The following is a 21195-nucleotide window of genomic DNA, read 5'->3' on the forward strand; positions in this document are numbered from 1 at the left end:
CATCTCCCCCGCAAGGGGGGAGATTAGCAGTTCTAGCGGAGGCGCCCACCTACCAGCACTTGCGACTAGCGAAGGGAGTTGCGACAGCCAATCTCCCCCCTTGCGGGGGAGATGTCCGGCAGGACAGAGGGGGGTGGCTGGGCGCAAAGCTTTAGGCTCTAACGACGAAAAGCTTCAAGGCCTCACCTGTCCCGACCCGTGCACGCGGTATTTGAAGGAGGTCAGTTGCTCGAGGCCGACCGGCCCGCGCGCATGCATCTTGCCGGTGGCGATGCCGATCTCGGCACCCATGCCGAACTCGCCGCCATCGGCGAACTGCGTCGAGGCATTGTGCAGCAGGATCGCCGAATCGATCTCGTTGAAGAATTTTTCCACCGCCTGCGGGTCCTCGGCGACGATCGCCTCGGTGTGATGCGAGGAGAAGGTCTCGATGTGGTCGATCGCACCTGCGACGCCATCAACCAGCTTCACCGCGATGATGGCATCGAGATACTCGGTCACCCAGTCGAGATCAGTGGCCGGCTTGGCGTCGGAAAATGCCTTCAGCACCTCGGCATCGGCGTGTATTTCGCAGCCGGCGGCGCGCAGGGCGTCGAGGATCGGCACCAGATGCGTGGCGGCGGCGGCGCGGTCGACCAGCAGCGTCTCGGCAGCGCCGCAGACGCCGGTGCGCCGCATCTTGGCGTTGACGGCGATCCGCACCGCCATGTCGAGCTTGGCGGAGCGGTCGATGTAGAGATGACAGATACCTTCGAGATGGGCGAACACCGGCACCCTCGCCTCGGTCTGCACTCGCCCGACAAGGCTTTTTCCGCCGCGCGGAATGATGACGTCGAGCGTGCCGCCGAGCCCTTTGAGCATCTCGCCGACAGCGGCGCGATCGGTGGTCGGCACCAGCTGGATGGCGTCTTGCGGCAGGCCGGCTGCCTTCAGCCCCTCGACCAGGCAGGCATGGATGGCCGCCGACGAATTGAGCGAATCCGAGCCGCCGCGCAGGATCACTGGATTGCCGGCCTTGAGGCAAAGCGCGCCGGCATCCGCCGTGACGTTCGGCCGGCTCTCATAGATGACGCCGACGACGCCGAGCGGCGTGCGCACACGTTCGATATTGAGGCCGTTCGGCCTGTCCCACGCGGCGATGACGTCGCCGACTGGATCACGCAGTTCGGCGATTTCCCTGATGCCATCAGCCATGGCGCGGATGCGCGCCGGATTGAGCTTCAGCCGGTCCATGAACGAAGCCGAAAGCCCGGACTCCTCGCCATTCGAGACATCGATGGCGTTGGCGTCGAGAATATCCTGCTCGCCGGCGACGATTGCCTCGGCCATGGCGACAAGTGCAGCGTTCTTGGCGGCGGTGGTGGCGATGGCCAGCGGTCGGGCGGCGGCGCGGGCGCGGCGGCCGATATCGGCCATCTGCGCCACCGTGTCGTCCCCGGATTTTTCATGCAGCTTCAGCATGGCTCATCCTCCGCTCGATACTTCGTCACCGGCCCGTACCTGGTCGTCAGCCTGTACTTGGTCGCCAGCCCGTACTTGGTCACCAGAATGGCTCACCACGAGGTCGTCGCGGTGGATCATCGCCGAACGCGCCTCGTAGCCGAGCACGGTTTCGATCTCGGCCGTCTTCAGCCCTGCGATCCTTACGGCATCGGCGGCATCGTAGGCAACCAGCCCGCGCGCGATCTCGCGGCCCTCGGGCGACAGGATAGCCACGGTGTCGCCGCGCGAGAAATTGCCGCTGACCAGCTTGACGCCGGCCGGCAGCAGCGACTTGCCCGACAGCAGCGCGCCGATTGCGCCGGCATCGACCGTCAGCCGGCCGGCCGGTTCGAGCTGGCCGGCGATCCAGGTCTTGTAGCCCTTGACCGGATTGCTGCTCGGCCGGAAGAAGGTGGCGCGCTCGCCGCGTTYGATCGCCATCAGCGGCGACAATCGCGTGCCCGACGTGATGATCATGGCGGTGCCGGCGGCGGTGGCAATCTTGCCGGCATCGAGCTTTGTCCGCATGCCGCCGCGCGACAGTTCGGACGCCGCGGCGCCCGCCATCGCCTCGATGTCGGGCGTGATGCGATCGACCACCGGAATGAACTTTGCACCGGGGTCCCGCGCCGGCGGCGCGGTGTAGAGCCCGTCGATATCGGAAAGCAGCACCAAAAGGTCGGCGCCCATCATGGTGGCGACGCGCGCGGCCAGCCGGTCGTTGTCGCCATAGCGGATTTCGGAGGTGGCCACCGTATCGTTCTCGTTGATGACCGGCACCGCCTTCATCTTGAGCAGCGTCGAGATCGTCGCCCGCGCATTGAGGTAGCGGCGGCGCTCCTCGGTGTCGCCGAGCGTCAGCAGGATCTGCCCTGATTTCAGGCTTCCCTTGCCGAGCGCATCCGACCAGGCGCCGGCGAGCGCGATCTGTCCGACGGCGGCTGCGGCCTGGCTCTCCTCGAGCTTCAAGGCCCGCTTGCCCAGTCCAAGGATGGTGCGGCCAAGCGCGATGGCACCGGAGGAGACGACGAGGATTTCGGCACCACCTTGCGCAAGCACGGCGATGTCGTCGGCCAGCGAGGCCAGCCAATCGCGCTTCAGGCCCGTCGCGCGGTCGACGAGCAACGCCGAGCCTATCTTCACGGTGATGCGCCGGTATCTCTTCAGCGACTGCATGGTCTTACTTGTCCCAGCGCGTCTCGACCGGGGCCGAGATTTGCGCCCGCGCCTCGGCCACCACCGCCATCAGCGCCCGCAGCACCGCCTCGACGCCTTCGCCGGTGACGGCCGACAACAGCATCGGCGCCCGGCCGGCGGCACGCTTCAGCGAGGCGACCTTCTTCTTGCGCGCATCGGCGTCGAGCGTGTCGACCTGGGAAAGCGCGACGATCTCGACCTTGTCGGTCAGGCCGTTGCCATAGGCATCGAGTTCGGCACGCACGGTCTTGTAGGCCTTACCCGGGTTTTCCTCCTGAGCCGAGACCAGGTGCAGCAGCACGCGCGTGCGCTCGACATGGCCAAGGAAGCGGTCGCCGATGCCGACGCCCTCATGCGCGCCTTCGATCAGGCCGGGAATGTCGGCGATGACGAATTCGCGCGCGTCGATGCGGGCGACGCCGAGACCGGGATGCAACGTCGTAAAGGGATAGTCGGCGATCTTTGGCTTGGCCGCAGTCACCGCAGCGAGAAATGTCGACTTGCCGGCATTGGGCAGCCCGACCAGCCCGGCATCGGCGATCAGCTTCAGCCGCAGCCAGATGTTGAGCTCTTCGCCCGGCAGGCCGGGATTGGCGCGACGCGGCGCCTGGTTGGTCGAGGTCTTGAAATGCTGGTTGCCGAAGCCGCCATTGCCACCCTTGGCCAGCAGAAAGCGCTGGCCGACCACCGTCAGGTCGCAGATCAGCGTCTCGTTGTCTTCCTCGAAAACCTGCGTTCCCGCCGGCACTTTCAGCGTGACGTCGGCACCCTTGGCGCCGGTCATGTTGCGGCCCATGCCATGGACGCCGGTCTTGGCCTTGAAATGCTGCTGGTAGCGATAGTCGATCAGCGTGTTCAGCCCGTTGACCGCCTCCAGCCAGACATCGCCGCCACGGCCGCCATCGCCGCCGTCCGGTCCGCCGAACTCGATGAACTTTTCGCGCCGGAACGACACCGAACCGGCGCCGCCGTCACCGGAGCGTATGTAGACTTTGGCTTGATCGAGAAATTTCATGGGCTGTGCAGTTTCTGCTAGTGGCTTTGCGGCATTGCTCTAAATCTAGCGCCTTGCTCTAAACCAAGGCGCGGCGAAGGGCGAGGCCGTTTTGTGACAATGGCCGCTTGGGACCGGCTGGAGATATGTCGGAATGAAGCTTGTAACCTACAACATCCAGTACGGCATCGGCCTCGATGGGCAGTACGATGTCGGTCGCATCACTGACGCCGTGCGCGGCGCCGACGTGATCGCCCTGCAGGAGGTCACCCGCAACAATCCCCGGAATGGCGGCCGCGACATGGTCGCCGAGATCGGCGAGGCGCTGCCCGACTATTTCGCCGTCTATGGCAGCAATTTCGAGGCCAACATCGGCTCGCGCATCGACAACGGCCGCGCCATCACCACGACCTTCCAACTCGGCAATATGGTGCTGTCGAAAACGCCCATTCATCTGTCGCGCAACCTGCTTTTGCCGCGCAGCCGCAGCTTCGAGATGATGAATTTCCAGCGCGGCGCGCTGGAAGCGCTGATCGAGACGCCGTTGGGTTTCATCCGCTTTTATTCCATCCATCTCGATCACCGCAGCCCGGTCGAACGCGCCCGCCAGATCCAGTTCCTGCGCCGACGCCTGCTGAACTATGCGCTCGAAGGCGGCGCCTTGTCCGGCGTCGCCGAGATCGGCCTGCCGGAATTGCCACATCCCGAAGCCTTTGTCGGCATGGGCGATTTCAACATGCTGGCGGGCTCACCCGAATATGTCGAACTCGCCGGCAGGCCGGACCATGAATTCGGCATGCCGCTGACCGCCGACTTTGCCGTCGATGCCGCAATGCGCCTCAATGTCACCGGCGACGAGCTGGTCAGTTGGGTCGACCCCAAACAGCCCGCGAACGCCAGCCGCCATAAGCGCATCGACTATGTCTTCACCAGCGCTTCGCTTGCCAAATCGCTGAAGCGTCTGTGGGTCGACCGCCAGGCCGTCGGTTCGGACCACCTGCCGGTATGGGTCGAACTGGGCTGACTTTTTCAAGCCTATGATTTCTATGCGACGCGAGATGCGTCGAGATTCAGGTCAGGCCGAGCCGAGAATGGTGGCTTCCGAGAACCGGAGCGGAGCGTACTTAAAGTACGTGAGCACCGGAAGCGCAGGAAACCGCCATTCGCAGGCCGGCCTCGCCTGAATATCGACGCATCTCAAAAATGCACCCAGTTCCTGAGGCTCGTCCAGGTCTTCCTGTCGAGCCGGTAGCGCTCGACCGGCACCTGGCCGGCGACGATCGAGTTCAACATGCCCTGGCCGGCATACTGGAAGCCGCACTTGTGAATGACCCGGCGCGACGCCGGATTGATGACCCGCGTCGAGGCATGCAGCACCTGGATCGACGTCTTCTGGAAGGCGAGGTCGACCAGCGCGTGCGCCGCTTCGGTCGCATAGCCCTTCTTCCAGTGAGGCTCGCCGATCCAGTAGCCGAGTTCCAGCCCGCGATCGGTGGTGTTGAGCCCGGCGCAGCCGACAAAGGTGTCGGTGCCGGCCAGCGTCAAGGCATAGGCGATGCCGGCGCGGCGCGACTTCGTCATGGCAAGGAAGGCGCGTCCCTCGGGCTCTCCATAGGGGTGCGGCATGCGGGCCAGCATTTCGGCGACATGACGGTTGTCGGCAAGTTCGACCAGTTGCGGGATGTCGCCTTCGCGGGGCGCCCGCATCACCAGCCGCTCGGTGACCAGGACCGGGCAGTCTATCGCGTAACTTTCGTATTCGGTGTCTTCCGCTTCGGCAACCATGTGAAAGTCCTCCAGGCCAAGAAAAAGGGGAGATGGAAACCCATCTCCCCTGATCCTTTTCCTGGCTTTGCCAGACACCGGTTCCCGAGATGGGCGCCGGTGTTCTAGTGCGGAACCGGCTACTCCGCGGCTTTGGCAATCGGGTTGACCGATACGTAGGTTCGGCCGTTGGCTTTTTTGTTGAACGTCACGGCGCCGGTTTCGAGCGCGAAAAGGGTATGGTCCGTGCCCATGCCGACATTGACGCCGGGATGCCAGGTCGTGCCGCGTTGACGAATGATGATGTTGCCCGGGATGACGGCTTCGCCGCCGAACTTCTTCACGCCCAGACGCTTGGAATGCGAGTCGCGACCGTTGCGCGACGAGCCGCCAGCTTTCTTGTGTGCCATCTAACTAACTCCGTTGCGCCGCAAGGCGCCTAAAAGGCCTTATGAACGCGTTCGCGTTCCGTTTCAAGTCCGATTCCGGCGACCTTATCGCCAGAAGATTACTTCGCCGCCAATTCCTTGGCCTGCTCGCGCCAATCCTTGATCTGGTCGGCGCTGAAGGGCATGTGCTCGTCGATCTTGGCGACATCCTTGTCGGTCAGCTTGGCGAGCTGGGCGAAGGTGATGATGCCCTGCTCGGCGAGGTCCTTGGCTGCGACCGGGCCGATGCCCTTGATCACGGTCAGGTCATCCGGCTCGCCCTTCGGCGCCTTGAACAGCGGCGCTGCCGCGGTCTCGGCTGCCTTGGCCTTGGGCTCCTTCTTCGGCGCGGCTTCCGCCTTCGCTTCGGTGGCGGCTTCTGCCTTGGCTTCCTTCTTCGGCGCCTTGACGGCTGCCGTCTTCGTCGGCTTGGCGCCACCCAGCAGGATCTCCGAGATCCGCACGGTGGTCAAAAGCTGGCGATGGCCGATCTTGCGGCGCGAATTCTGCCGGCGACGCTTCTTGAAAGCGATGACGGTGCGGTTCTTGCCCTGCTCGACGACTTCGGCGGTGACCACCGCACCATCGACGAACGGCGCGCCGAACGTGACATTCTCGCCCTCGCCATGCGCGAGCACGTGGCCGATCTCGACCATATCGCCGACATTGGCCTCGACTTTTTCGATCTTCAGGAGATCGTTGGCGGCAACGCGATACTGCTTGCCACCCGTTTTAATGACTGCGAACATTTTTTGCCTTTCGCTGTTCGGTCGGCCTTGATGAACCGCCTCTGGCGGTTCGGCCGTCTTTTTGTCAGTCTGCGGGTTCAAAAAACAAGCGGCGCGGAAGAACCCTCCACGCCGATTGCGCGCTGTCCCTAACCGAAGGTTGGGTGCAAGTCAAGGCGAAGCCGTTGCCGGGACGGTTATTAGCTCGGCAAGCATCTGGCCATGTCGACACGACCGCACGGCGTTGCCGTCGTCGGCACGCGAGGCTGCGTCGGGCGGCCGGAAATCCGCGTGGGCTTGACCGCAGGCACCAATGCAAATCCACCGCTTGTCCCGGAAGCCAAATAACTCGCGGATTGGCCTTGTAACCTGCCCGTTCAGCCGTTATCTAGTGCGCCGCGCCGGCAACGGCCGACCATGACCGCGGAGAGGTGGCAGAGTGGTCGAATGCACCGCACTCGAAATGCGGCATGGGTGCAAGCCCATCGGGGGTTCGAATCCCTCCCTCTCCGCCAGTCTCGCAATAGGCCCTCTAACCATCTGAAAAGCCTTCACTTCCTAGGCTGCATTCAAATGGCGGTGCCCCACGGAAGTTCGACGCGAACCCAACAGAGAGCTCGCCTGCTGTTCAGGGCTGCTCTACGCGCTCATCCCTCGGACAAGCGGGCGCGACGATCACTCCGGCACGCCGGAGATGCCCAGCGCCTCGACGTAACGCTCGGCGAACACCTTGTCCAGCCACGGGTTGATCTGTCTCTGCAGGGTAAGCGTGAAGGTCGGAAACGCCTCCATCAGCCGCCGCGCCGCTGCCTGCGCCTCGTCCAGCCGGTTGAGTTTGACCAGCGCCATGATCACCACCCGGTGCGAGGAGCCGTAGTTCGGCATCTCGTGCAGCGCGCGTTCTCCCCATGCCAGCGCTTCCTCGTAGCGCTCGAGCATCAGGTAGCTCATTCCGATGCCGGAGAGCGCGATGCCCTTCTCGGGATCGACCGGGCTCAGCCGCATTGCCCTGTGAAAGTGCTCGATCGCGACGAGCGGGCGGCTGGCATGTGCGTTCACCCAGCCGCTGCCGGTATGGCCCTGCGCCGAATTGGGGTTGAGCAGCAGGGATCGTTCGATCGCGCCCAGCGCCATCTCGTAGTCCTTCGCGCTGTAGGCGATCACCTGCGCGGCGAAGCGCAGGCTCGTGGGGTCGTCGCGCGCTTCCGCCAGGACCTCGCGCGCCATGCGCACGGCGACTCGGACATCGTCGGGCTCGTGCCAGCACTGGCTCACGGACAGGCTGCGGATATAGGCGCCGAGTCCCTTTGCCAAGTTGAAGCCAGGGTCGATGCTGAGCGCCTCGTTGATGAGCCGCCGCACGTCGGCAAAGCCTTCGCGCGTCATGCTGTAGAAGCGCGGCAGCGCGCGTAGGTAGAGGTCGTAGGCGCTGATGTAGTCGGTCGGCTTCATGCGCGCCTGCTTGATCTCCTGCAGCCGGATGCTCGGCTCGACAGCGCCGACGACGCTCTCGGTCACCTTGTCCTGAAGGTCGAAGATGTCGCTCAAGTCGCCCTCGAAGCGGTCGGCCCAGACATGGTGTCCGCTGATCGCGTCCACCAACTGCCCACTGATGCGCACCCGCGATCCTGCTCTGCGGATGCTGCCTTCTAGCACGTAGCGGACGCCCAGTTCGCGCCCGACCTGGCGCAGGTCCACCGCCCGGCCCTTGTAGGTGAAGGACGAGTTGCGGGCGATCACGAAGAAGGAGTTCACCCGGCTCAATCCCGTGATGATGTCCTCCACCAGCCCGTCGGCGAAGTACTCCTGGTCGGGGTCGCCGCTCATGTTGGTGAAAGGCAGAACCGCGATCGAGGGTTTGTCAGGCAGGGCAGGCGGTGCAGCCACCGAGGCGCTGGCGTCTGTCTCGACGCGGTAGGCGCGCACAGGCCGCTCGATGTTCTTGAGGCGCAGCTCGCCGAGCGGCGTGAAGCCGCAGTCGAGCTTGCCCTCAAGGTGGTCGTAGGCGGTGCCCGAGACGACCACGGTGCCGGGATCGGCGACGCTTTCGAGGCGGGCGGCGATGTTGACACCGTCCCCGTAGAGGTCGCCGTCCTCCTCGCAGACCACGTCGCCGAGATTGATGCCGATGCGCAAGCGTATCCGCTCTTCCTCGGGCGTCTCCGCCTCGTGTTCTGCCAGGGCCTGCTGGATCGCCATCGCCGAGGTGACCGCGTTAACGACGCTCGCGAACTCGCACAGCATGCCGTCGCCGGTGAGCTTGACGATCCGACCCTGGTGCTCGGAGACCAGCGGTTCGAGGAGGTCCTTGCGGTAGATCTTCAGCCGCTCGAGCGTGCCGCGCTCGTCACGCTCCGTCAGGCGCGAATAGCCGACCACGTCGCAAGCCAGGATCGCCGCGAGGTGGCGCTGCGTGGTCATTTCACTGCTCAGCCAGGCGCCTGCACGCGGGCCGCCCCGCATCCATGCCCTGCCAACTTCCAGACGCCTCCCGTGCATGGTATCCATCTCTCCCAGTCTCCGACCGTCGCCGATACAGAACGGAGAACGCAGCTTGACCTTGCCTTCACAAGATTTCGCTATTCCGCTTGCGAGGCGTGGAGCGTTCCAGTCGCCGCGCTACAGCCAACCGACGACACGCCCACGCAGCCTCTGGGTACGCTGAAACGCCGCTCCTCCCAGAAGGTCGGAGATATTTCCTGCCCTGTGTAACCGGTTGACGCCACCGTGACGGTGCTTTTGTATCGGGCAGGCATCACAACAGACGTTCGCGCTTAGAATGGCCTGATGACCAGGGCACGGCTTCCGACAGGTGCCGGCGTACGAATTCGCAAGGTCTGCAAAGTTGTCAGGTGCGGCGCAATGGCTTGATCGCCTCGCCCACGCGGCGGGCGATCTCCAGCTCGAGATGCTGGCGCCTGCGTAGCTGTGCCCGCTTGTTCGGTTTGTATTCAGCCGGATCACGCTGCGTTTTCGTAAGGGGCAGATCGAACATCGTCAGGTGGACCCGGCGGCCCCCGGATTCGGCCCAGAAGCTGTCGTAGTCTGCGGAAATGCGGTGGCGCAGGGCAAAGTCGTTTGCAAAGACATGACCCGCGTTCGACGCGGCAACAAGACCGGAAATGTCGAGGGAGCGTGCGAGCGCCTGGGCCACCAGCAGCAACAGTGTTTTGGGTCGCAGTCCTTCCATGGCCTTCGTCAGCGTGCGCGCATCATCAAGACCTTGCACTCCAACCGATGCGGACTTGAGCGCACCTATCCAAAGCACGTGTCCCTGCCCGCTGAGCCGCAGGAGCGGTCTATCCACAATCGCAAGGCCCATCTCGGTGATTGGTCGCCCGGCCAGGCGCAGGAGCAGGCGACATTCAGCCTCCCTGTACAACTTGTCCTGGCCGGTCAGTTCAACCGTGACGTTGCCCGCCGTGGTCGAGAGATCCAGCAACTGTTGGCCGCCAGTGTGGCTCCTGATCAGGGCTGCGTCGGTGAAGAGTTGCGCCGCCGCGACGTAATGACCGACGACGGCGACCCGGCGATGTCCGCGCCTCAGCGAGGTCGTCAGGTAGTATCGGACGGGCTTCAGGGGAATGTCTGGATACTTCTCGAGGATCGCCGCGAAGGGTTCGGCACCGAGTTTGGACTGGATGGCGGCGATGTCGCGGCGGAATATCCAACGAAGCGCCGCCCACTTGATCGTGTGGACGCATCGGTTCAGTCCGCGTCGAAAGCCGGAGGTCTGCCGTTTGCGATGAACCCGCGGCGGCGATGGCGACATTGCCCCATTCAAATGCTCACCCTTCGCATTCTCCGTGCCTCATTGTTGGAATCTTTAGCTTATCGGCGCTGCCCCGCGACATTACGGATTTGTAAGGTGGCCACGAAAATGGCAGGCTTACGGATCCGTTGAGCCGGCGGAAAAATGGCAGTGCGCTTGTTCCTGTCGGATGCACGAAGAGTGCGACAATGAGATGCGCTGCCGCCGACGCGTGTCACCCTCAGCCCTCAGCCACCCGACTGGTGGCCCGCGATTGCGGCAAGAAAAACCTGGCCGAACTCCTTGAGCTTCGCCGCCCCGACGCCATTCACTTCGGCGAAGGCGTCGAGATCGGTCGGGCGGCGCTCGGCCATGTCGATCAGCGTGCGATCGGAAAACACCACATAGGCCGGCACCTGCCGCTCCTTGGCGAGGCGCAGCCGCAGCGTCTTCAGCGCGGCCAGCAGCGAAGCATCCACGCCTTCCATGTCCGCCGCCTGGGCGGACCGCATCCTGCCGCGCAAGGCGGGGCTGCGCACTTCGACGCGGTAGTGGAACGGCATTTCGCCACGGCCAAGCGCATGGCCTTTTTCGACGATGGCGAGGCCGCCATGGCCGCCCGGATCCGGTATCAGGAAACCACCCGCGACGAGCTGCCGGATCAGCGACAGCCAGAAATCCTTCTTGTGCGCCAGTCCGCTGCCGAAGCTTGAGAGCCTCTGGTGGCTCCTGGCCAGCACCTTCTCGGTTTCATGGCCGAGCAGGATATCGATGACATGGCCGGCACCGAAGCGTTCTCCGCTCTGCGCGACAGCCGCCAAGATGATCCGCGCCTCCGCTCCGCCATCGGCGCGCGGCGCCTGGTCGAGGCAGGTGTCGCAATTGCCGCAAGGCGGCGCTTCCTCGCCGAAATAGCCGAGCAGCACCTGGCGGCGGCAGTGCGCCGTTTCGCAATAGCCGATCAGCGTGTCGAGCCGGCCATGCGAGCGCCTCTTGTGCTCGGGCGGCGCATCCTCGTCGTCGATGAACATCCGCCGCATGCGGATATCGCCAAGGCCAAACAGCATATGCGCCTCGGCTGGTCGCCCGTCGCGGCCGGCGCGGCCGATTTCCTGATAATAGGCCTCCAGGCTGCCCGGCAGATCGGTGTGGAAGACATAGGCGACATCAGGCTTGTCGATGCCCATGCCGAAGGCGATGGTCGCCACCATGACGACACCGGACAGGGTCATGAAGCTGTTCTGGTTGGCGTCGCGCGCGTCCTTGCTCATGCCGGCATGGTAGGCGAGCGCGGTGACGCCGTTCTTCTCGAGGAAGGCTGCCATCTCTTCCGTCTTCTTGCGCGACAGGCAATAGACGATGCCGCTGCGGCCGGGATGGCGCTCGACGAAGCCCAGCAACTGGCGCTTGCTGTCCTGCTTGGCCGCGATGCCAAGCTTGATGTTCGGCCGGTCGAAGCCCAGCACCAGGGTCTCGACCCGCTCGGCGAACAGCCGCGCCTCGATGTCGGTGCGCGTGCCCTCGTCCGCCGTCGCCGTCAGAGCGATGATCGGCACGTTGGGGAAGATGCCGCGCAGCCGCGACAGATCTTCATATTCGCGCCGGAACGCCGGCCCCCATTGCGAGATGCAATGCGCCTCGTCGACGGCGATCAAGCTGACGTCGAGCCTGGCCAGCGCATCGAGCATCCGCTCGGTCATCAGCCGYTCCGGCGCGAGATAGAGCAGCCGCGTCTGGCCCGCCGCGACACGCCGCCAGGCGGCGACATTGGCCTCGCGGTCGATCGAGGAATTGATCGTATCGGCGGCGACGCCGGCGAGCCGCAAGGCGGCGACCTGATCCTGCATCAGCGCCACCAGCGGCGAAACGACGATGGTCAGCCCGCCCAGAACCAGCGCCGGCACCTGGTAGCAAAGCGACTTGCCCGCACCCGTCGGCATGACGGCCAGCACATGACGCCCGGCCAGCAGCGCGTCCATGACATCGGCCTGGCCGGGACGAAAATCGTCGAAGCCGAACACGTCCTTCAGGACGCGCCGCTTGGGGTCCTCGGCCCGAACGCTCGCTGCCTGTGCCTGCATCAGTCGGACACCGGGCCGGAAACGATTTTTGGTGGATTGGAGAGGATGTGGAAACCGATCAAAACGACTCTCCGCGTGACGCCTTGGAGTAGCGCAGCCATCATCCAACCACAACGGCCCTTTGCGGGAACCTCGGTTCGTTGACATCGCCGGGCTGCACAACGGCGGCGATGGGACCCATGTTGGTGACAGAGGCTGTCCCTTCCCTGGCGACACCTGCACTCCGCTGGATTCCCTCACCCGCTGCGATGTAAGCTTGTCCCGACCAAGGCCAGGGAGGGCGCTCTATGCTGCAGACCAGACAAGATGCTCTCGGCGAGCGGTTTCAGCTGCAGCGTACCGCCTTCGAGACGCAGCCTTTCCCGGACATTGGCGTCCGCAAGGACCGCCTGAAGCGACTGCTGGCGCTGACTGAGCGACATGAGGCCGATATCTGCGCCGCGATCGACGCCGACTTTGGTGGCCGCTCCGCGCACGAGACGCGCCTTGCGGAACTGTTTGTCGTGCGCGCCGGCATCCGCCACGCGCTGTCTCATCTGAAGAGCTGGATGCGCGAGCGTCGCGTTGCCACCACCATGCCGTTCCTGCCGGGCAGAAACCGCCTCATCGCGCAGCCGCTCGGTGTCGTCGGCATCGTCTCGCCCTGGAACTACCCCTTCCAGCTTGCCGTCGCACCGGTAACCGCGGCACTCACCGCCGGCAATCGCGTGCTCGTCAAGCCGTCCGAACTGACGCCGGCTTTTTCGGCGTTGCTGGCGCAACTGGCCGGCGCGCATTTCGCGCCCGACGAGCTCAGCGTCATCACCGGCGATGCGGAGATGGGCAAGGCCTTCGTGTCGATGCCTTTCGATCATCTGCTGTTCACCGGTTCGACCGCGGTCGGCCGCCAGGTTGCGATCGCCGCCGCCGCCAACCTGACCCCGGTTACGCTCGAACTCGGCGGCAAGTCGCCGGCGATCTTCGATCCGTCCTGCGACCTCGATGCGGCGGCAGCCAGCGTCGCCTATGGCAAGCTGTTGAATGCCGGGCAGACCTGTATCGCACCGGACTATCTGCTAGTGCCGAAAGGGCAGGCAGGCACCGTCGCCGCGAAGCTCGCGACGGCAATAGCGCGGCTCTACCCGACCTTGCGCGACAATCCCGACTATACCGCCATCATCAGTGACCGGCACCACCAGCGCCTGCGCGACATGATTGCCGAAGCCCGTGATACCGGCGCAGATGTCGTCGAAATCAACCCGGCCGGCGAGGAACTCGGCACCGCCAGCCGGAAGTTGCTGCCAACCCTGGTCCGCAATGCCGGCCCGAACCTGCGGCTGATGCGCGAGGAGATTTTCGGGCCGGTGCTGCCGATCGTCGAGTATGCGGGGATAGACGAGGCGATCGACCATGTGAACCGCGCGGACCGGCCGCTGGCGCTTTACTGGTTCGGGCGCGACAGCGGCAACCGTCAACGCATCCTGCACGAGACGGTCGCCGGCGGCGTCACCATCAACGACTGCATGCTGCATCTGGTGCAGGAGAACCAGCCCTTCGGCGGCGTCGGCGCCAGCGGCATGGGCGCCTATCACGGCGAATGGGGTTTCCGCACCTTCAGCAAGCAGAAGCCGGTTTTCCTGCAGTCGCGGCTGAGCGCGGGAGGCTTGCTGCGCCCGCCCTACGGCAAGACGTTCGAGCGAATTTTCAGCCTGCTCCGACACATCACCTGACCTCGAGCAATTCCAAAAAAAGTGTCAAACGGTTTCCCGGGAAAAGCGCGTAGCGCTTTCCCTCAGGGAATTGCGTCAAAACAAAGAGATAGAGCGGTTCTCCGTTTCCGTGAAACGATGAAACCGCTCTGGAACAGCCATCGGTTGTAGGCGCGTTAAACCTATGTTCACGATGATACGGCAGGCTCCACATCCTGCGGTCATGTCTTGAGTACCGCGGCGCCAAAAGCGCCCAGGCAACAACCCGCGCCTCTTTGGGGCGCGGGTCATTCCCCGCGCTCGATCTCCCAGCCTTGGCCAAGCAAGTCCTGGACTAGGCGAGAAAATCGGCTCGATGCGGCGTGAAACTGTCGACCAGCCGCCCCGCCTCCAGCGCCTTGACGCCGTGCACCAGATTGGACGGCACGATGAAGCTGCCGCCGGCCGCGATGATTTCGGTCCGCCCGTCGATGGTCACCTCGAAGCGGCCCTCCGCGACATAGCTCGCCTGGACATGCGGATGCGAATGCAGGGCACCGACTCCACCCTTGTCGAAGCCGAATTCGACCATCATCAGTTCATCGGTGTGCAGCAGGACGCGCCGCCTGTTGCCGTCCGGCGTCGCCGTCCAGCCGCCCTCGCCGGCATGCGCGAAAATCTTCGGCTCAGCCATCGTCATCTCCCTATCGCGCCAGCCAGCCGCCATCCACCGGCACCACCGCGCCATGCATGTAGTTCGACGCCGGCGCCAACAGGAAGACGGCGGCGTCGCCAATGTCTTCCGCTACGCCCCAGCGCCCGGCAGGGATACGCGCCAGGATAGCGGCACTGCGGTCGGGATCGGCACGCAGCGCCTGCGTATTGTTTGTCTCGATATAGCCGGGCGCAATGGCGTTGACGTTGATGCCTTTTGCCGCCCATTCGCAGGCGAGCAGTCGGGTGATGCCGAGCACGCCATGTTTCGAGGCGGTGTAGGACGCGACGCGGATGCCGCCCTGGAAACTCAGCACCGAAGCGATGTTGACGATCTTGCCTTGCCGTCCGCCAGCAAGCGCGCGTCTGGCGAAGGATTGGCAGAGCAGGAAGGCCGTCTTCAAATTGACGTCCATGACGTCGTCCCAGTCGGTTTCGCTCAAATCGACGGCATCGGCGCGCCGGATGATACCGGCATTGTTGACCAGCCCGTCGAGCGGGCCGCTTTCGTCCCAGATCCGGTCCAGCATCGGGCCGGCGGCTGCCGTGTCGGCAAGGTCGGCGCTTACCGCCTCGAATTGCCCACCGACTGAGGCAACCTTGCTTGCCGTGTCGTCCATCGACGAGCGCCCGACGCCGATCACCGCGCCGCCGGCACGCGCGATCGAGACGGCTATGCCTTGACCGATGCCGGTGTTGGCGCCGGTGACGAGGATGCGTTTGCCGGCCAGGCTGAAGGCGGAAAGGTCGCTCACCGCAAGTCGTCCAATGCCACCGGGTCGACATCGGTATAGTCGACATTGTCGCCGGCCATCGCCCAGATGAAGGCGTAGTTCGAAGTTCCGGCGCCAGAGTGGATCGACCAGCCCGGCGACAGCACCGCCTCCTCGTTGCCCATGACGATATGACGCGTCTCGTCCGGCTCGCCCATGAAGTGGAAAACACGCGCCGTCTCGGCCAGGTCAAGATAGAGATAGGCTTCCATGCGCCGGTCATGCACATGGCAGGGCATGGTGTTCCACACCGAGCCCGGCGCCAGCTGGGTCATGCCAACCACCAGCTGGCAGGTTTTTGCACCCTCGGCATGGATGAACTGGAAGATCGAGCGCTCGTTGCAGCTATCCTTGCTGCCGAGGTCGAGACGCTTGGCGTCACCGATGCGGATAAGCCGGCTCGGCCAGGCCTGATGCGCCGGCGCGCTGAGCAGGTAGAATTTGGCCGGCGCGGCTTTGTCCGCCGAGACGAATGAGACGTCCTTGCTGCCCATGCCGAGATAGACCATGTCGCGCGCTTGCAATTCATGAGGTTGGCCGCCGGCCGTGACGACACCGACGCCACCGATGTTGACGGCGATCAGCTCGCGGCGGTCGAGAAAATCCTTGGTCCCGGTCGGCTTGATCGCCTCCAGCTGAAGCGGTGCCTCAGTCGGCACGGCGCCGCCGACGATCATGCGATCGTAGTGGGTGTAGGTCAGGGTGATACGGCCGGGCTGGAACAGATCGTCGATGTGAAAATTGTGCCGCAGTTCGTCGGTTCCCATCGCCGCGGCGGCAACGGGATCGATGGCGAAGCGCGATGTGTAGTCGGTATGGCTCTGGCTCATTGCAGTCCTGATTTGAGATGGGTCATTCGCCGGCAGCGGCCTTGACCGAACTGGCATAGAAAACCTGCCTTGCATGCAGCCGCTCGCGGTAGCGCTGCTGGCTGGCGCTGAGGTGCGCGCGCATCGCTTCGCGCGCGGCTTCGGCGTCGCCTGATGTGATCGCATTGAGGATCACCAGATGCTCGCGCTGCAGCCCGCGCTGATATGTGTCGGATTGCACCAGCTCGGTCGACCAGGGCGAGGTCACGTCACACGGAATGGCGCGCCGGCCGAGCACGTCGAGCATCTCGACATAGAAGGGATTGTTGGTGGCGCTGGCGATCGCCCGGTGGAAGGCGAGGTCGGCCGGCCCGGTCGGCTCGCTGGCGAGCAGCAGCCGTTCGAACTCGAAGAAGGCTTCCTGGATCGCCGCCTCTTGCGCGGCGTTGCGGCGGATGGCTGCAAGCCCAGCCGATTCGATTTCGATTGCCAGCCGCACTTCGAGCACGTTGAGCGCGATCGAATCCTTGCTGCCCATGTCGGCGGCCAGCGCGCCGAACATCGTCGAGATGTGTTCGGTGACGAAGACGCCGGCGCCCTGGCGCGCTTCGACCAGCCCGTCGGCGGCAAGTTTGGCCAGGGCCTCGCGGATGACGGTGCGGCTGACGCCGAAGGTCTCGGTCAGCTGGCCTTCGGTCGGCAGTTTGTGACCGGGCAGGATCTCGCCCGCCTGCAGCTGCTTGCGGATCGCCGCGACGACGGTGTCCGACAGCTTTGGTTTTCTCTCGACCCTGAGGTCGGTTGCGGTATCCGATGCCATGTCGCCCCCTATTTGAACACGCCGGCAACCAGAGCGAGATGGCCGGAATATAGGTCACAAGCCCGAGAACCACGAGGGTCGCGCCAGATCGAGCGCATCGCTTCCCCCCGGTTCAGAGCCGGTACGCCTTCTTGGCAAGCGTGTAGGCAAGGTCCCGCGCCAGCTCGTGCGCCTCGTCCTCGCGCAGCCGGTGCTCGGCGACGAGACGCGCCAGGAACGCGCAGTCGACCCGCCGCGCCACATCATGGCGCGCCGGTATGGATGGAAAGGCGCGGGTGTCGTCGTTGAAGCCGACGGTGTTGTAGAAACCGGCCGTTTCGGTGGTCATCTCGCGGTAGCGGCGCATGCCTTCCGGGCTGTCGTGGAACCACCAGGCCGGCCCGAGCTTCAGCGCCGGGTAGGTGCCGGCGAGCGGTGCCAGTTCGCGCGCATAGCTGGTCTCGTCGAGCGTGAAGAGGATGATTGTCAGGTCCCGTTCCAGGCCGACGCAATCAAGCAGTGGCTTCAGCGCCGTGACATAGTCGGTTCGGGTCGGGATATCGAAACCCTTGTCGCGGCCGAACTTCTGGAAAATAGACGGCGAATGGTTGCGCCACGAACCGGGATGGATCTGCAGCACAAGCCCGTCATCCCGGCTCATCTTGGCCATTTCGGTCAGCATCTGGGCGCGGAACAGCCGCTTTTCGCGTTCATCGTCCGAACCATGGCGCACACGGTTGAACAGTTCCTCGGCCGCCGCATCGGAGAGATTGGCGGTCTCGGCCGTCGGATGGCCGTGATCGGACGACGTCGCGCCATAGCTTTTGAAGAAAGCGCGCCGCTGGCGGTGCGCGTCGAGATAGCCGGCCCAGTTGCCGGTGTCGCAGCCGGTGATTTCGCCGAGCTTGTCGAGATTGGCCGAAAACCCCTCGAAGTCCGGATCGACGACGGCGTCCGGCCGATAGGCGGTGATGACCTTGCCATCCCAGCCGCTGTCGCGGATCATCTGGTGCCATTTGAGATCGTCGAGCGCGCCTTCCGTCGTTGCGATGACCTCGATGTTGAAGCGCTCGAACAGCGCGCGCGGGCGGAAATTCTCCCATTGCAGCACCGTCGAGATGGTGTCGTAGTGACGGTCGGCAGTCGCCGCGTTCAGCGGTTCGTCGATGCCGAACAGATGCGCCAGCACATGGTCGAACCACAGCCGGGTCGGCGTGCCTCGGAAGAGGAAATAGTTCTCGGCAAAACGCCGCCAGATCGCCCTGCCATCGGTCTCCACCGGCGCGCCGTCCAAGGTCGCCACGCCGAGATCCTCGAGGCGAACGCCCTGGCTGAACAGCATGCGGAAGATGTAATGGTCGGGCACGATGAGCAATTGCGCCGGATCCGGGAACGGCTCGTTCAGCGCATACCAGCGCGGATCGGTGTGACCATGCGGGCTGACGATAGGTAGGTCCTTGATCCCGGCATAGAGATCGCGGGCGATGGAGCGCGAATGCGCGTCGGCGGGAAACAGCAAATCCGCATCGGTCAGTGCCACGACGATCCTCCCAGGGCCGCTATCGGTAGGGTCGACAAGAAATAATGTCAACATACAAAAATTGGATTGTTGTATGATGACTTTTCCTGCCATTGTGTGGCAAGAAATCGGATGTTACGTCGCTTGCCGACCCATCTCAGAGGCGATCTCATGCCGTCCAACCAGACTAGCCGCGCCACGCCAACCAGGCGCCTTTCCGCGATGACGGCACATACTTTGCCGGCGTCGGCCGCGACTCCTTCGTATGATCGCAGCCTCGTCGTCCCCGGTATCGTGCATCTCGGCGTCGGCGCCTTCCATCGCGCCCATCAGGCAGCCTATGTCGACGACTGCCTGGCGGCAGGAGACACGAGTTGGGGTATCGTCGGCGTWTCACTGCGCAGCGCCGACACACGCGATGCGCTCTCGCCGCAGGACGGGCTCTACACGCTGGCGATCAGGAGCAGCGGCGAGGAAAAGCTTCGCGTCATCGGCTCCATCGCGTCGATGCTGGTGGCGCCGGAGGACCCGGGCGCCGTGCTGGCCGCGATGACCGATCCGCGCACCCGCATCGTGACGCTGACGATCACCGAGAAGGCCTATCTCAGGGCCGCGGGCGGCGGGCTGGACACCGCTCATCCCGATATCGTCCACGATCTGGCAAATCCGCAAATGCCGAAGACAGCGCATGGTTTTCTTGCCGAGGCGCTTGCGCGGCGACGCGCCTCTGGCACGCCGCCTTTCACAGTGCTTTGCTGCGACAACCTGCCGGCCAATGGTGCGACGCTACACCGGCTGCTGATCGAATTCGCCGAATTGCGCGATGCCAGGCTCGCCCAATCAGGCGATGCCAGGCTCGCAGCGAAGGCCGATAGCGGCCTCGCCAGTCATATCGCGGACCAGGTCGCTTTTCCCTCGAGCATGGTCGATCGCATCGTGCCGGCCACCACCGACGCCGATCGGGCGCGGATTGCTGCCGAGCTCGGCGTCGAGGACGCTTGGCCGGTCATGACTGAGCCGTTCTGCCAGTGGGTGATCGAGGACAATTTTCCGGAAGGCCGACCAGCCTGGGAACGGTTCGGCGTCACCATGGTCAGCGATGTCGGCCCCTTCGAGGACATGAAGCTCAGGCTGCTCAACGGCGCGCATTCGGGCATCGCCTATCTCGGCCTGCTCAGCGGTCATGCCACCGTCGACCGCGCCTTCGCCGACCCGGCAATCCGGCAGTTCGTCGATGCATTGTGGGCCGAAGCCATTTCGACGCTGCCGGAGGATGCCGGCCTCGATACATCAGCCTATACGGCCGAGCTTACCGAGCGTTTTTCGAACACCGCTCTTGCCCACCGTACGGCGCAGATAGCCAATGACGGCAGCCAGAAGCTGCCGCAACGCATCGTCGCATCGGCATTGGAGTGCTTGGAAGCCGGCACCGAATTGGTCCATCTCACGCTGGTGGTCGCCGCCTGGATCGCCGCCTGCGCTGCGCGGGGAAAGACCTTGCCGGAGGGCCATTTCACCGACCCACTCGATGCAGCATTAACGGAGCTTTTGAGCCAGCAGCTACCGGCGAATGAGACCGTGACGGCGGTGTTCGAACTCGCCGGCTTCGCCAGCGACCACGCCGAGCGCCAGACGCTGATTGAACTCGTGGCCGTCCATCTTGTACACCTGCGACGGGATGGTCCAACACTGGCCTTCGCCGCGTTGGGAATAGGAAGTGAATAGTCGAGGCGGGACCCGATACGGCTCAGATCGCGACGCAAAGGCAGGACGAGCGCCACCCACACGATCATCAAAGCGATACCTGAAAGATTGGCCAGCCAAGCCAGATCGACGCCCGGAAACACCGGAAAGCCTATGTAGTGCCGTCGACCAGCGGGATCGCGAAGCTGTTTCTCGCGCAGCTGTTTCTTCCGTCATCGGCCACCCCCATGCCCAAGGCAGCCGGACTGTCCACCAAACAAAAAAGCGAGGCAAGGCCCCGCTTTTCACTAGTCATCTGAAGCGAATCTTACGCCGGCAGGATGGCGCCTTCCAGCGTCGTGAGCTGGCTAAGGAACTGTTCAGCCTTGCTGCGGGCCTCGTCGTCCTTGGCGTCGGCGGCGTCTTCCTTGGCTTCCTGGATGCGGCGGGCGAGATCGGCGCGGTCGACATCATTCACCGCCACAGCCGACTCCGCCAACAGCGTGCAGCCAGCCGGAACGATGTCGGCGAAGCCGCCGAACACGACATAACGCTCTTCCTCGCCCGACGCGGTCTTAACAGTGACCACACCCGGCTTGATCGTGGTCATGACCGGCGCGTGATGCGCCATCACGGTCATCTCGCCTTCTGCACCCGGAATGACGACGGATTCGACCTGCTCGGAAACAAGCAGGCGCTCCGGCGAGACCAGTTCGAACTTGAAAGCTTCGGCCATGATCAATCTAGCAAACGGGGAATAGTGAGTAGCGAGTAGTGAAGAAACTCGCTCGTCTCATAAACCCCTA

At 64.2% G+C, this 21195-nt stretch carries 18 protein-coding genes and 1 tRNA gene; 4 read left to right on the forward strand and 15 right to left on the reverse strand.

Annotated features, from left to right (window positions below; genetic code table 11):
• Positions 1 to 174 precede the first annotated feature (174 nt).
• Genes AC1D0I_RS16835 through obgE form a run of 3 tightly spaced genes read right to left on the reverse strand, consistent with a single transcriptional unit; the run spans position 175 to position 3694 of the window.
• Positions 175 to 1461, reverse strand: coding sequence for a glutamate-5-semialdehyde dehydrogenase (locus AC1D0I_RS16835; RefSeq protein ID WP_477396476.1), 1287 nt, complete (start codon positions 1459 to 1461; stop codon positions 175 to 177).
• 3 nt (positions 1462 to 1464) lie between these two features.
• The gene (gene proB / locus AC1D0I_RS16840) at positions 1465 to 2658 is read right to left on the reverse strand and encodes a glutamate 5-kinase (protein ID WP_477396478.1); all 1194 of its coding nucleotides are present in this window, start codon (positions 2656 to 2658) and stop codon (positions 1465 to 1467) included.
• 4 nt (positions 2659 to 2662) lie between these two features.
• Positions 2663 to 3694 carry a GTPase ObgE gene (obgE, locus tag AC1D0I_RS16845; RefSeq protein WP_111548380.1) on the reverse strand — a complete coding sequence of 344 codons (1032 nt, stop codon included), beginning with the start codon at positions 3692 to 3694 and terminating at the stop codon, positions 2663 to 2665.
• Between the two features lie 133 nt (positions 3695 to 3827).
• On the opposite strand from obgE, the gene AC1D0I_RS16850 reads away from it, so the two are divergent.
• The gene (locus tag AC1D0I_RS16850) at positions 3828 to 4697 is read left to right on the forward strand and encodes an endonuclease/exonuclease/phosphatase family protein (RefSeq protein ID WP_477396480.1); all 870 of its coding nucleotides are present in this window, start codon (positions 3828 to 3830) and stop codon (positions 4695 to 4697) included.
• A 173-nt stretch (positions 4698 to 4870) separates the two neighbouring features.
• Here the strand turns inward: AC1D0I_RS16850 and AC1D0I_RS16855 are convergent, their stop codons facing one another.
• The 3 genes from AC1D0I_RS16855 to AC1D0I_RS16865 all read right to left on the reverse strand — a co-directional run bounded on the left by AC1D0I_RS16855 (position 4871) and on the right by AC1D0I_RS16865 (position 6614).
• Entirely contained in the window at positions 4871 to 5458 is a 588-nt protein-coding gene (locus AC1D0I_RS16855) for a GNAT family N-acetyltransferase (protein WP_477396482.1), read from the reverse strand.
• 119 nt (positions 5459 to 5577) lie between these two features.
• Positions 5578 to 5847: a 50S ribosomal protein L27 gene (gene rpmA / locus AC1D0I_RS16860; protein WP_013529063.1), complete on the reverse strand. Its 270-nt coding sequence runs from the start codon at positions 5845 to 5847 to the stop codon at positions 5578 to 5580.
• A gap of 98 nt (positions 5848 to 5945) precedes the next feature.
• Entirely contained in the window at positions 5946 to 6614 is a 669-nt protein-coding gene (locus AC1D0I_RS16865) for a 50S ribosomal protein L21 (protein WP_477396484.1), read from the reverse strand.
• Positions 6615 to 7018: 404 nt separating this feature from the next.
• Here AC1D0I_RS16865 and AC1D0I_RS16870 point away from each other — a divergent pair.
• Positions 7019 to 7108 (forward strand) — tRNA-Ser (locus AC1D0I_RS16870).
• Between the two features lie 160 nt (positions 7109 to 7268).
• On the opposite strand, the gene AC1D0I_RS16875 is transcribed toward AC1D0I_RS16870, so the two are convergent.
• The 3 genes from AC1D0I_RS16875 to recQ all read right to left on the reverse strand — a co-directional run bounded on the left by AC1D0I_RS16875 (position 7269) and on the right by recQ (position 12425).
• On the reverse strand, positions 7269 to 9014 hold the full coding sequence (locus AC1D0I_RS16875; RefSeq protein WP_477396486.1) for an adenylate/guanylate cyclase domain-containing protein: 1746 nt from the start codon (positions 9012 to 9014) through the stop codon (positions 7269 to 7271).
• A 427-nt stretch (positions 9015 to 9441) separates the two neighbouring features.
• Positions 9442 to 10365 (reverse strand): DUF535 family protein, encoded by a 924-nt coding sequence (locus AC1D0I_RS16880; protein ID WP_477396488.1) that lies wholly within the window; start codon positions 10363 to 10365, stop codon positions 9442 to 9444.
• A gap of 227 nt (positions 10366 to 10592) precedes the next feature.
• Positions 10593 to 12425, reverse strand: a complete 1833-nt coding sequence (recQ, locus tag AC1D0I_RS16885) for a DNA helicase RecQ (RefSeq protein WP_477396490.1) — start codon at positions 12423 to 12425, stop codon at positions 10593 to 10595.
• 287 nt (positions 12426 to 12712) lie between these two features.
• Here recQ and AC1D0I_RS16890 point away from each other — a divergent pair, with 287 nt between their 5' ends.
• Entirely contained in the window at positions 12713 to 14134 is a 1422-nt protein-coding gene (locus AC1D0I_RS16890; protein WP_477396492.1) for a coniferyl aldehyde dehydrogenase, read from the forward strand.
• A gap of 313 nt (positions 14135 to 14447) precedes the next feature.
• Here AC1D0I_RS16890 and AC1D0I_RS16895 read toward each other — a convergent pair whose 3' ends face one another.
• The 5 genes from AC1D0I_RS16895 to uxaC all read right to left on the reverse strand — a co-directional run bounded on the left by AC1D0I_RS16895 (position 14448) and on the right by uxaC (position 18781).
• Positions 14448 to 14786 (reverse strand): cupin domain-containing protein, encoded by a 339-nt coding sequence (locus tag AC1D0I_RS16895; protein ID WP_477227643.1) that lies wholly within the window; start codon positions 14784 to 14786, stop codon positions 14448 to 14450.
• 10 nt (positions 14787 to 14796) lie between these two features.
• On the reverse strand, positions 14797 to 15561 hold the full coding sequence (gene kduD, locus AC1D0I_RS16900; RefSeq protein WP_477396494.1) for a 2-dehydro-3-deoxy-D-gluconate 5-dehydrogenase KduD: 765 nt from the start codon (positions 15559 to 15561) through the stop codon (positions 14797 to 14799).
• A complete protein-coding gene (kduI, locus tag AC1D0I_RS16905) occupies positions 15558 to 16409 on the reverse strand; it encodes a 5-dehydro-4-deoxy-D-glucuronate isomerase (RefSeq protein ID WP_477396495.1) in 852 nt (283 codons plus the stop codon). Before kduI ends, kduD begins: the two co-directional genes overlap by 4 nt.
• Before the next feature lie 22 nt (positions 16410 to 16431).
• Entirely contained in the window at positions 16432 to 17208 is a 777-nt protein-coding gene (locus AC1D0I_RS16910; protein ID WP_477396497.1) for a FadR/GntR family transcriptional regulator, read from the reverse strand.
• 112 nt (positions 17209 to 17320) lie between these two features.
• Positions 17321 to 18781 (reverse strand): glucuronate isomerase, encoded by a 1461-nt coding sequence (uxaC, locus tag AC1D0I_RS16915; protein ID WP_477396499.1) that lies wholly within the window; start codon positions 18779 to 18781, stop codon positions 17321 to 17323.
• A 96-nt stretch (positions 18782 to 18877) separates the two neighbouring features.
• Here uxaC and AC1D0I_RS16920 point away from each other — a divergent pair, with 96 nt between their 5' ends.
• Positions 18878 to 20431 carry a mannitol dehydrogenase family protein gene (locus AC1D0I_RS16920; protein ID WP_477396501.1) on the forward strand — a complete coding sequence of 518 codons (1554 nt, stop codon included), beginning with the start codon at positions 18878 to 18880 and terminating at the stop codon, positions 20429 to 20431.
• A gap of 286 nt (positions 20432 to 20717) precedes the next feature.
• Here the strand turns inward: AC1D0I_RS16920 and AC1D0I_RS16925 are convergent, their stop codons facing one another.
• Positions 20718 to 21125, reverse strand: a complete 408-nt coding sequence (locus tag AC1D0I_RS16925) for a F0F1 ATP synthase subunit epsilon (RefSeq protein WP_457153767.1) — start codon at positions 21123 to 21125, stop codon at positions 20718 to 20720.
• Between the last annotated feature and the right edge of the window lie 70 nt (positions 21126 to 21195).

Source organism: Mesorhizobium sp. P2_D1, assembly GCF_056404455.1.

Bases quoted from the DNA above. Each gene is read 5' to 3' on its own strand.
- AC1D0I_RS16850 (WP_477396480.1), top strand. From the start codon at position 3,828: ATGAAGCTTGTAACCTACAACATCCAGTACGGCATCGGCCTCGATGGG.
- AC1D0I_RS16895 (WP_477227643.1), bottom strand. From the start codon at position 14,786: ATGGCTGAGCCGAAGATTTTCGCGCATGCCGGCGAGGGCGGCTGGACG.
- AC1D0I_RS16890 (WP_477396492.1), top strand. From the start codon at position 12,713: ATGCTGCAGACCAGACAAGATGCTCTCGGCGAGCGGTTTCAGCTGCAG.
- AC1D0I_RS16855 (WP_477396482.1), bottom strand. From the start codon at position 5,458: ATGGTTGCCGAAGCGGAAGACACCGAATACGAAAGTTACGCGATAGAC.
- obgE (WP_111548380.1), bottom strand. From the start codon at position 3,694: ATGAAATTTCTCGATCAAGCCAAAGTCTACATACGCTCCGGTGACGGC.
- AC1D0I_RS16875 (WP_477396486.1), bottom strand. From the start codon at position 9,014: ATGACCACGCAGCGCCACCTCGCGGCGATCCTGGCTTGCGACGTGGTC.
- kduI (WP_477396495.1), bottom strand. From the start codon at position 16,409: ATGAGCCAGAGCCATACCGACTACACATCGCGCTTCGCCATCGATCCC.
- AC1D0I_RS16925 (WP_457153767.1), bottom strand. From the start codon at position 21,125: ATGGCCGAAGCTTTCAAGTTCGAACTGGTCTCGCCGGAGCGCCTGCTT.
- uxaC (WP_477396499.1), bottom strand. From the start codon at position 18,781: ATGTTGACATTATTTCTTGTCGACCCTACCGATAGCGGCCCTGGGAGG.
- AC1D0I_RS16880 (WP_477396488.1), bottom strand. From the start codon at position 10,365: ATGTCGCCATCGCCGCCGCGGGTTCATCGCAAACGGCAGACCTCCGGC.
- rpmA (WP_013529063.1), bottom strand. From the start codon at position 5,847: ATGGCACACAAGAAAGCTGGCGGCTCGTCGCGCAACGGTCGCGACTCG.
- AC1D0I_RS16865 (WP_477396484.1), bottom strand. From the start codon at position 6,614: ATGTTCGCAGTCATTAAAACGGGTGGCAAGCAGTATCGCGTTGCCGCC.
- AC1D0I_RS16835 (WP_477396476.1), bottom strand. From the start codon at position 1,461: ATGCTGAAGCTGCATGAAAAATCCGGGGACGACACGGTGGCGCAGATG.
- AC1D0I_RS16910 (WP_477396497.1), bottom strand. From the start codon at position 17,208: ATGGCATCGGATACCGCAACCGACCTCAGGGTCGAGAGAAAACCAAAG.